The organism is Pseudoflavonifractor sp. MSJ-30, from assembly GCF_018918045.1.
GTDB lineage: Bacteria > Bacillota > Clostridia > Oscillospirales > Oscillospiraceae > Faecousia.
This window is the reverse complement of record NZ_JAHLPU010000057.1, coordinates 41,588-52,204: the sequence shown is the minus strand read 5'-3', so window position 1 is coordinate 52,204 and position 10,617 is coordinate 41,588. Positions and strand designations below refer to the sequence as shown.

At 57.6% G+C, this 10,617-nt stretch carries 9 protein-coding genes and 1 rRNA gene; 4 read left to right on the top strand and 6 right to left on the bottom strand.

The features are described from left to right. Positions 1-70, bottom strand: a 16S ribosomal RNA gene (locus KQI10_RS09380); the annotation flags it as partial. A 406-nt stretch (positions 71-476) separates the two neighbouring features. Here KQI10_RS09380 and KQI10_RS09375 point away from each other — a divergent pair. Then, on the top strand, positions 477-1,127 hold the full coding sequence (locus KQI10_RS09375; protein ID WP_216567164.1) for a YdcF family protein: 651 nt from the start codon (positions 477-479) through the stop codon (positions 1,125-1,127). 47 nt (positions 1,128-1,174) lie between these two features. Here KQI10_RS09375 and KQI10_RS09370 read toward each other — a convergent pair whose 3' ends face one another. Then, positions 1,175-2,383 (bottom strand): aminotransferase class I/II-fold pyridoxal phosphate-dependent enzyme, encoded by a 1,209-nt coding sequence (locus KQI10_RS09370; protein WP_216567163.1) that lies wholly within the window; start codon positions 2,381-2,383, stop codon positions 1,175-1,177. An 81-nt stretch (positions 2,384-2,464) separates the two neighbouring features. Beyond that, positions 2,465-3,070, bottom strand: coding sequence for a DUF3786 domain-containing protein (locus KQI10_RS09365; RefSeq protein ID WP_216567162.1), 606 nt, complete (start codon positions 3,068-3,070; stop codon positions 2,465-2,467). Positions 3,071-3,318: 248 nt separating this feature from the next. Between KQI10_RS09365 and alr the strand changes: the two genes are divergently transcribed. From alr to KQI10_RS09350, 3 genes are read left to right on the top strand one after another with little or no spacing between them, the layout of a single operon-like run. Beyond that, a complete protein-coding gene (gene alr, locus KQI10_RS09360; RefSeq protein ID WP_216567161.1) occupies positions 3,319-4,476 on the top strand; it encodes an alanine racemase in 1,158 nt (385 codons plus the stop codon). A 20-nt stretch (positions 4,477-4,496) separates the two neighbouring features. After that, the gene (locus KQI10_RS09355) at positions 4,497-5,879 is read left to right on the top strand and encodes a CapA family protein (protein ID WP_216567160.1); all 1,383 of its coding nucleotides are present in this window, start codon (positions 4,497-4,499) and stop codon (positions 5,877-5,879) included. A 15-nt stretch (positions 5,880-5,894) separates the two neighbouring features. Beyond that, a complete protein-coding gene (locus KQI10_RS09350) occupies positions 5,895-7,310 on the top strand; it encodes a CapA family protein (protein WP_216567159.1) in 1,416 nt (471 codons plus the stop codon). A 187-nt stretch (positions 7,311-7,497) separates the two neighbouring features. Here KQI10_RS09350 and KQI10_RS09345 read toward each other — a convergent pair whose 3' ends face one another. From KQI10_RS09345 to KQI10_RS09335, 3 genes are read right to left on the bottom strand one after another with little or no spacing between them, the layout of a single operon-like run. Then, the gene (locus KQI10_RS09345) at positions 7,498-7,863 is read right to left on the bottom strand and encodes a DUF1667 domain-containing protein (protein ID WP_216567158.1); all 366 of its coding nucleotides are present in this window, start codon (positions 7,861-7,863) and stop codon (positions 7,498-7,500) included. A 2-nt stretch (positions 7,864-7,865) separates the two neighbouring features. After that, entirely contained in the window at positions 7,866-9,125 is a 1,260-nt protein-coding gene (locus tag KQI10_RS09340; protein WP_216567157.1) for an NAD(P)/FAD-dependent oxidoreductase, read from the bottom strand. Continuing rightward, on the bottom strand, positions 9,122-10,579 hold the full coding sequence (locus KQI10_RS09335; RefSeq protein ID WP_216567156.1) for an NAD(P)/FAD-dependent oxidoreductase: 1,458 nt from the start codon (positions 10,577-10,579) through the stop codon (positions 9,122-9,124). The genes KQI10_RS09340 and KQI10_RS09335 overlap by 4 nt, the downstream gene beginning before the upstream one ends. Positions 10,580-10,617 lie beyond the last annotated feature (38 nt).

Sequence of the window (10,617 nt, the reverse complement as noted above, 5' to 3'; positions counted from 1 at the left end):
TCCGTTCGACTTGCATGTGTTAGGCACGCCGCCAGCGTTCGTCCTGAGCCAGGATCAAACTCTCAAAAAATTGTATCTTAATTCCGAAGAACTAAAATCAAAGTTTTGAATAATTCGCTCTTAGCAATATTACTCAAGAATTTTCGTTGGCTGTTTTTCGCTTACGCTTAAACAATTCCATTAATTGTCCAAGGTGTTCTAGTTTGTCTTTACGTTATTCAATTTACAAGGTACAGCCGTTCTCGCTTTCACTTGAACTCGTTCATATTACCACAAACCGTCCTACTTGTCAAGACCCTTTTTTGTCTTTTTGAAGTTATTTCGGTTCACAGCGCCGCTTTCAGCGCCTCACAGGAGGTCTCTCGCTTACAGCCGGATTATGATACCACCGTTTCCTCCATTTGTCAACCTTTGATTCTTGCCTTTTCAAAGTTTTTTTGCTATGATAAGCTAAACCATCTTGAAAGGATGATCGTATGGACACGCTTGCCTGTGCGCAGGTCCTTTGGGACTATTTATGCCTGCATACGCCCCCAAAAAAGGCAGACTGCATCGTTGGCTTCGGCTGCTATAACGAGGATATCCCCCGTCGGGCCGCCCAACTCTACCGGGACGGTTTCGCCCCTTGGGTACTCTTCACCGGCGGTCTGGGAAGAAACACCGCCCAGATGTGGACAGAGAGTGAAGCGGAACGCTTCGGCCGCATAGCCCTGGCCGAAGGTGTGCCGGAAAATGCTCTGCTGCTGGAAACAGAATCCACCAACACAGCGGAAAACATCGCCTTTACCCGGGATCTACTTGCCCAAAAGGACATCGCCGTCTCCTCTATTCTGGGAGTGCACAAGCCCTATATGGAGCGCCGCATCTATGCCGCCTGGAAAAACTACTGGCCGGAGATGCCCTTCGAGGTCACGTCCTACCAACAGAACATGGCAGAATATCTGGAGACCAACGCTGCCCGGGGCCGCTCCAGCCGCGCCACCGTTGAAATGTTGGTAGGCGACTTCCAGCGGATGGATCTGTATGCCAAAAAGGGATACCAGATTCCTCAGGAGATACCCGATACCGTGTGGAGTGCTTTTTACGCCCTGGTAGAGATGGGGTATACGGCACAGCTGGCGAAATAAAAACAGCCCGAATTTTTGACGGAGTGCCAGAAATTCGGGCTGTATTTTTATCTTCTGTGTTCGTCCAGGAATTCTCCCAGGGATTCCATTGCGGCAGTAATCCGCTCAGGCTCCGGCAGCATAACGATGCGGAAACGCAGATCCTCAAACCAGTCAAAGCCGTGGCCGGGAATGACCAGAATGTGTTTCTCATGGAGGAACTTCATAGCAAAGTCCTCGTCACTCTCAAAGTCAAATGCCCCCGCTTCCAGACCCGGGAACAGGTAAAACGCCGCCCGGTTGGGTATCTGGGTCACGCCGGGAATCTTTTTCAGGCCCTCTACCGTAGCCCTGCTCTGCTCGTAGAGACGCCCGCCGGGGTGCATCATGGCCCGGGTGCTGTCCATATCCGCAAGGGCAGCGGGAATCACAAGCTGTGTCAGGGTATTGCCGCACAGGCGCATGGACGCCAGAGCTGTCACGCCCTGCTCCACTTCGGAAAGTTCCTCCTTGGGGCCGGAAAACACCATCCATCCGCAGCGGAAACCGCAGATGATGTGGGATTTGGACAGGCCGTTGAACGTCACGCAGGGCATATCCGGCGCCAAAGCCGCCATGGAATAATTGGGGATATCATCCATGACCAGCCGGTCATAGATCTCGTCCGCCAGCAGCAGCAGGTGGTTCTCCCGGGCCAGCTGGGCAATGGCAAGCAGCGTCTCCCTGCTGTACACCGCGCCGGTGGGATTGTTGGGGTTGATGACCAGAACAGCCTTCGTATGCTTCGTGATTTTGGAGCGCATATCCTCCAAGTCCGGATTCCAGTCATTTTTAGGATCGCAGCGGTAGTAAACCGGCCTGCCGCCGCCGAGATAGGTATTATTGCTCCACAGGGAATAGCAGGGAGATGGCACCAAAACCTCGTCGTCCGTACCCACCAGGGCAGTCATCAGCATGGAAACGGCCTCACTGACACCGTTGCAGATAAAAATATCATCCATGGTGATGCCCTGAAGGCCCCTCCCCAAGTGGTAATCCAGAATGGCCTTCCTTGCAGCGGGCATGCCCCGCACATCGCAGTAGGGCACCGCATCATCCACATGCTCCAGCAGTGCCTGGCGGACGCTTTGCGGCATTTTGAATCCAAAATTTCCGGGATTGCCCGTATTCAGCTTCAGCACAGGCGTTCCGGCGGCCTGCATCCGCAATGCTTCAACGTACAGCGGCCCCCGAATGTCCGAATGGACATGGGTCAGCCGATCCGATTTCAAAATCATTCTCTTCCCATCCTTTCCCGCCCCGCAGGAGAATAAATATTTAGTATTATACCACGAATATGCGAGAATGCAAGAAAAAAATCAAATACCAAGCACCCGGCTGCGCAGACAGCCCAGGCAATAATACATGGTCTCATAGCGAATGTACTGCAAGGCATTCTCATCCCAGAGATAGCGAATGCTGGGCGGGAACTCCTCGTCTCCGGCCCAGAAGAAAATCGCCATTTCCAGATTGTCAAAAACCGGGATGGCATAGGCGATATCCGCCCCTCTCAAAGGTCTTGCTCCCAGTTTTTTCAAGGCCGCGCAGTAGGCATCCGGCTGCTCCTGGGCAAAATCCGCCAAAGCATCCCGGCTCTCCATCAGGTTTTGGTGGAACTGATGGCCGAAATCCGTCATGTTTTTCCAAATCCCGGCAGGATGCCGGTCCGCGCGGCTGTCGCAGACCAGATCAAGCAAGGTAAGCACCTCGTCAAAGCTGTTGGCATCGATCCAGGCACCGTTTTCCAGCCGCTCCAGATCCCCGGTTTTCCGGGTAATGCGGTAGGGCTGTCCCAGAAGGGCTGTGTAAAGGTATCGATCATCTGTCCGCAGCCCCAATTTTTCCGCTAAGGCGTTCTGATCGTAGGAGAGGAAAATCTTTTTGGCGTTCTGGGCCTGAATAGCGTAGTTGTTCTTTCGCTCCATGGGATGGCCTCCTCCTTTTACTTTATAATATAACACAAGACGAAGGTGATGTCCAGACCGTGGTATTGTCCTTTCATAATGGCCTGGCAAGTCTTTTGCCCGGGCGTCTACGCCCTGGCTTCGCTCTGCCACGTTCTCCATGGAGACTTCTTTTGGTGCGCCATTTCTTAAAAAAATCTTCTCCCGGTTGCCTTTTGGGGGAATCGGTGGTAAAATGAAAAAGAGTTTACCGAAATGAGTTGATTTGCGTGCATTATGATAATACCCAGGTAATCATCGACCTGGATGCCATTGAAAAAAATATCGACGCGGTGAAGGAAAAGACCGGACTGCCCATTATGGCCATTATCAAAGCCGATGCCTACGGCCACGGAGCCATTCAGGTGGCGCGGCTTTTGGAGCGGAAGTGCGCCTTTTTCGGCGTCAGTTCCATGCTGGAAGCCATGGAGCTCCGGCGGGCGGGACTGGAAACACCCATCCTGATTCTGGGCTATACCCCTGTAGCCGCCTTTCCCACCGCCATCCGGCAGGGCATCCGCCCTTCTATTTTCCACTATGAAGATGCTCTGGCCCTTTCCCATGCCGCTCAGGACGCGGGGCTCTCCGACGTGCCCTTCCATTTTGCTCTGGACACCGGTATGAGCCGTATCGGCTTTCAGGCCACTGCCGCCGCGGCGGATCAGTGCGCCCGGATTGCCGCCTTACCCGGGCTGAAAGCCGAAGGGCTTTTCACCCATTTCGCCACAGCGGACAGCTTTGATTTGACCCGCTCCCAAAAGCAGGCCGAATTGTTCTATCATTTTGACGAGATGCTGCGGCAGCGGGGTGTGGAGATTCCCATCCGCCACCTAGATAACTCCGCAGGCATTATGAACTTTGCCCACCCCTGCGAGATGGTCCGCTCCGGCATCATCACCTACGGTCTCTACCCCAGCGATGAGGTGGACCCCAGCATTCTCTCCCTGACCCCCGCCCTCTCCTGGCAGTGCCGCATTACGCACCTGAAACTTCTGGAGGCGGGCCGGGAGATCAGTTACGGCGGCACCTATGTGACTTCCCGTCCCACCCGGGTGGCGACCATTCCCGTGGGCTATGCCGACGGCTACCGCAGAAGCCTTTCCGGCAAATTCCATGTGCTGATCCGGGGCAAAAAGGCCCCCATACTGGGCCGGGTCTGCATGGATCAGCTTATGGTAGACGTAACGGACATCCCGGACGTGCAGCTGGAGGACACTGTTGTTCTGGTGGGCCGCTCCGGCAAAGAAGCCGTCACCGTGGAGGACATTGCCGCCGCCGCGGACAGCTTCAACTATGAGTTCGTCTGCGGCATCAGCCGCCGGGTGCCCCGCATCTACATGCAGGGCGGAAAAGTCGTCAACGAAGTCCGCTATCTGCTGGATACTTAATTTTCTTTTCGGAGGTCATCATGTCCCGTACACCACGATCCCCCCTTATCAAAATTCTGCTGATCATCATTGCCCTATTGGCGGCAGCGGATATCACCGTCATCAGCCTGTGCTTCAAGACCCCCGGCGGCACGAAGCCGGATGGGAAGCCGTCCACCTCCCAAAACGCCCCCACCGTGGAGGACACGGAAGCACCAACAGAGGCCGCTCCCGAGCTGCTTTCTACCGCCACGGTGCTCTCCACCGGCGACATTCTCATGCATATGGATGTCATCAACTCCGGCAAGCAGGAGGATGGCAGCTACAATTATGATTCCATCTTCCGCTATGTCAAATCCTATACCCAGGCGGCGGACTTCTCCGTTGCCAATCTGGAAACCACCCTCTGCGGCACAGACAATGGCTATGGCTACTCCGGCAACCCCAGATTCAACTGCCCCGATGCCATTGTGGACAGCCTGAAGGACGCGGGTTTTGACCTGCTGCTCACCGCCAACAACCACGCCGCCGACACCGATCTTGTGGGCTACAAGCGTACCCTGAACACCGTCCGGGACAAGGGTCTGGACACTCTGGGCACCTATCTCAGCGCCGATGAGCGGAAATGGACCATTGAAGAGGTCAACGGCATCAAAATCGGCATGGTCTGCTACACCTATTCCGAGGGCTTCAGCCAGAGAGGCTATCCCGTGCTGAACTACCATGAAGTAGCGGAAAACGGCATTCTCAACTACTTTACCTATGACAAGCTCCCCGAATTCTACACCCAGCTTCAGGGCTATCTGGACGAGATGAAAGCCGCCGGTGCCGAGGCCACCATGGTCTATCTCCACTGGGGCGATGAGTACAAATGGAAGACCGGCGAGGGTCCCAATGCCAACCAGACCGCCATGGCCCAGAAGCTCTGCGACCTGGGCGTAGACGTGATCGTAGGCGGCCATCCCCATGTGGTGCAGCCTGTAGACCTGCTGACAAGCTCCACGGATTCCGAACACAAGACCATCGTCCTCTACTCCATGGGCAACGCCGTCTCCAATCAGCGCAAGGAGGAAATGCAGAAATCCGATCCCACCGGCCATACCGAGGACGGCGTGCTCTTCTGCGTCACCTTCTCGAAGTACTCTGACGGCAGCGTCTATGTGGACAGCACGGAGCTCATTCCCACCTGGGTGAATATGCACAGCAATTCCGGGACAAAAGAGTACAACATCCTCCCATTGGAGGAATCCACCGCCTCCCAATGGCAGGCCCAGTTTGGCCTGACGGACAACCAGCTGGCGAGTGCCAAAGCCTCCTTTGACCGGACTGAGGCCCTTGTCCTGACCGGTATGGAAAAGGCGCAGACTTATTTCGCTCAGCAGAAGCAGCTGCGGGAGCCCCAGGCTCCGGACAGCGCCGCGTAACAAAGGAGAACACCAATGAAGCCAAAGAAGAACACCGGCCTTGTCACAGTGCTGACCGTGCTGATTATCGCTCTGCTGATTGCCAACGCTGCGGTGCTGTATCTGCAGTTCCAGATATCCAAGGGCAGCAGCGCCCCGGCGCAGGATGCCACGGAGGCCCCCACTACGGAGGCAACTGTCCCCACTACGGAGGAGACTGAGCCCCCCACGACCACCATGCCGGATCCGGAACATGTGGTATCCACGGCCACCATTCTCTCCACCGGTGATCTGGTCATGCATATCCCGGTTATCAACACAGGGCTGCAAAACGACGGCAGCTACAATTTTGACAGCATTTTCCGCTACATCACGGACTATGTGTCCGCGGCGGATTATTCCATCGCCAATCTGGAAACCACCTTTGCCGGAACTACCAACGGCTACAGCTACTCCGGCTATCCCAACTTCAACTGCCCTGACGCTCTGGCAGACGCCACAAAAAAAGCGGGCTTTGACATGCTGCTCACCGCCAACAACCACAGCTACGACACCACTCTGGTGGGCTTCAAGCGCACATTGGAAGTGGTCCGCGGCACCGAGCAGGAGACTCTGGGCACCTATCTCTCCCCAGACGAGCAAAAATGGGCCATCAAGGAAATCAACGGCATCAAAGTCGGCATGCTCTGCTACACCTACGCCACCGGCGTAGACAGCAAGGGCGCCCCCCAGCTCAACGGCAACGCCGCCATGTCTGAGGCGGGGCTGTGCAACTACTTCACCTATGACAATCTGACCCGATTCTATGACGAGGTCCAGGGCTATGTGGACGATATGAAGGCCGCCGGAGCGGAGGCCACGGTGATCTACATGCACTGGGGCATCGAGTACATCACCTATGCCCGGGATCAGGAAAAGGCCATCGCTCAGAAGCTCTGCGACATGGGCATCGATGTGATCATCGGCGGCCACCCCCATGTGGTGCAGCCCGTGGACCTGCTGGAAAGCACCGTGGATTCGGAGCATAAGACCGTGATTCTCTACTCTATGGGCAACGCCGTTTCCAACCAGCGGCTGGGCAACATCTCTTCCGTCTCCACCCCCCATACAGAGGACGGCGTTCTATTTTCCATTACCTTCTCCAAATACTCCGACGACACGGTATACCTGGAGGGTGTGGAGCTGGTCCCCACCTGGGTGAATCTGAACGCCAACAACGGCTCCAGACAGTACAACATCGTCCCTCTGGTGGACAGCGAGCGGTCGGAATGGATGACGAAGTTCAACATGACGGAAAACCAGTTCAATGACGCCCAGCGGTCCTATGACCGGACAGAAGCCATCGTAGGCGACGGAATGACCAAGGTTCAGACCTATCTGGAGCAGGAAAAACAGACCCGAGAGGAAAATTACCTGCTGGCCGTGCAGAGCGCGGCGCAAGGGGCTCAATAGAGCAGGAGGGGCTGAAAGCCCCGGCCTCTCACACCTCCTGTGCCCGGATTCTCGGCACAGCTTAACCGGCTGCGGGAGGCCCGCAGAGATCTGTCGCCGTGGTCATCGGCGCCGGACTCAGCCCATCATCATAAACCGTTTTTGCCCCCCGGAAACAAAGGCTTCCGGGGGGCTTTCTATGCGGCTTTTATCGCACAGCCTTGGTGGCTACGATATCCACGCCGGTTCCGGCCACGTCTTTCAGGAGAACGTCGCCAATATTTACCGGGGCGGCAGCAATGACGTCTTTCAGGGCTGCGGTTACAGCGAAGATCTTGCCCTTGGGAATGTCCTGGGCAGTCTTGCAGCTGACGACACAGGCACCGGTCTTACTGCCAACGAGTCTTACGGTGCTGGTCACGATGCGGGTGGGGTTGGTCACTTCCTTGCGGGCATATTCCTTGCCCCGCTTGCAGGTGAAGCCCACGATATCCTTCACTTCCCCGCCGTCCAGCGTCACGGTGATGGCGCAGCCCAGGGGGCAGCCGATGCAGGTCAATTCACGTTTTTCCATAGTCACGCCTCCTCCACCGCAATGTGGATTCGCTTCAGGTCAGGATGGGCCGCCAGAGCTTCCTTCGTCAGCTTCAGCTCTTCCATCTCGCCGGGAGCCATGACGGGGCGCTTGCGGCTGACCACCACTTCATCATCCAGATACAGCCGCACCCGGCGGTTCTTCATGACGCCGCCCACCCGGAAGCGGATCACCAGATCATCGGAAACCCGCTTGGGGTCGATGCTGGCGGGCACCGTATACCGGGGGCCGCCCTCGAAGGTAACGTTTATCTCCCCTGCCCCGCTCTGGGCACCCTGCTCCAGATACCGCGCCGCTGCCCGTCCGGCCGCCGCGGCTTCCTCGGACACGAAGTCCACCAGGTCGTGTACATGGAGTACATTGCCCGCGGCGAAAACGCCGGGGATATTGGTTTGCAGGCTCTCGTCCACAACCGGGCCATTGGTCACCGGGGAGATGGTCACGCCCATACCCCGGGACAGCTCGTTCTCCGGCAGCAGACCGCAGGACAGCAGCAGGGTATCGCAGTCGTAGTGTATCTCCGTGCCCGGAATGGGCTTCCGGTCCGGGCCGACCTCGGCAATGGTCACGCCGGTGACCCGCTCCCGGCCCTGAATATCCACAACGGTGTGGCTGAGCTTCAAAGGAATGTCAAAATCATTGAGACATTGGACGATGTTCCGCTTCAGGCCACCGGAATAGGGCATCAGCTCGGCGACAACCAGCACCTTGGCCCCCTCCAGGGTCATGCGCCGGGCCATGATCAGGCCGATGTCGCCGCTGCCCAGAATGACCACTCTCCGGCCGGGCAGGAAGCCCTCGATGTTCACCAGCCGCTGGGCCGTGCCCGCGGAATAGATACCTGCCGGACGGAAGCCCGGGATGTTCAGCGCGCCCCGGCTCCGCTCCCGGCAGCCCATGGCCAGAATCACGGCGGTCGCTTCGATTTCAATAAGGCCGTCGGTACGGTTGACGGCGGTGATCTTCTTGTCCTCGGAAATGGACAGCACCATGGTGTTCAGCTTATACTCGATTCCCCGGTCCAGCACCTGCTTCGCGAAGCGGGCAGCGTACTCCGGGCCGGTCAGTTCCTCGCCGAAGGTGTGCAGGCCGAAGCCGTTGTGGATGCACTGGTTCAGAATACCGCCCAGCTGATTGTCCCGCTCCAGAATCAGAATGCTGCGGCAGCCGGCATCATAGGCCGCAATGGCCGCCGCCAGACCGGCGGGACCGCCGCCGATGATTGCTATTTCGTACTTCATCCCTCGCGCACCTCCCCGATACTGTCCTTATTGACGCCCACAATAAGACGGGATGCCCCGCCGCACTTGGTGATCTCCGCCTGGCTGACGCCCAGTTCCCTTGCCAGAATCTCCATAACTCTCGGGGAGCAGAACCCCGCCTGACAGCGGCCCATGCCCGCCCGGGTGCGGCGCTTTACGCCGTCCAGACTTCTGGCCCCCAGGGGACGGCGGATGGCGTCGATGATCTCGCCCTCCGTCACCTGCTCGCAGCGGCAGATGATCTGGCCGTAGGCGGGATTCTCCCGGATGAGCGCCTGATATTCTTCCCTGGACAGCGTCTTGGGATCCAGAAGCCCCTTTCGGGTGGCGATGAAGTTCTCCTTCTCCGCAAGGCCCATCTTCTCCCGCAGCAGCTCCGCCACGGTCTCGCCGATGGCGGGGGCGGAGGTCAGGCCGGGGGACTCGATACCGGCGCAGTCAATGAACCCGGGGGCGTCCCCCACCTCGCCAATAACAAACTCATGGTGATCCTCATGGGCCCGGAGTCCGGCAAAGCTGGTGATGGTCTGCCGGATGGGCAGGTTATCCACGGAAATGCCCGCCTTGGCGATCAGATCATCCAGTCCGGCGGCGGTTGTGTTGGTGCCGTCCCGGTCCTCGATGTCGATGGCCGTAGGGCCGACGATGATATTGCCGTGGACGGTGGGGCTTACCAGAACACCCTTGCCCAGTTTGCCGGGCAGCTGGAACACCGTATGGCTCACGAATCCGCCGGTCTGCTTGTCCAGCAGGCAGTAATCGCCCCGGCGGGGGGTAATGTGCAGCTTCCGCTCCTCGGACACCATATTGTGCAGCACGTCCGCGTACACGCCCGCGGCGTTGACCACATACCGGGTCTGGAAGTCGCCGCCGTCCGTATGAATGGTCCAGCAGCCGCTGCCTCTGGTGAAGCCCGTTACCTTTGTATTGAACCGGAATTCCACGCCGTTGGCATAAGCGTTCTCCGCCAGGGCAATGGTCATGTTAAAGGGGCAGACGATACCGCCGGTGGGAGCCCACAGGGCGGCCACGGCGTTCTTGCTGACATTGGGCTCCATTTCGTGAAGCCGTTTACTGTCTACAATTTCCAGCCGCTCCACACCGTTCTTCACGCCGTTTTCATAAAGGGCCCGGAGTCTCGGCATATCCTCCTCAGACATGCAGACCACCAGGGAACCATTCATCTGGAATGGAAAGTCCAGATCCCTGGCAAGCTGGGGCACCATTCGGTTGCCCCGCACATTCATTTCTGCCATCAGGCTGCCGTGGGCAGCGTCAAAGCCCGCGTGGATAATGGCGCTGTTGGCCTTGGAGGTGCCGCAGCACACATCCTCCGCCCGCTCCAGAACCAGCATTTTGCCCTGATAGCGGGATAGATACCGGGCCACCGCGCAGCCGGTGACACCCGCGCCGATAATAATTACATCGTACAAATGGAACGCCTCCTTCAATGAAAATCGGGCAGCCCAAG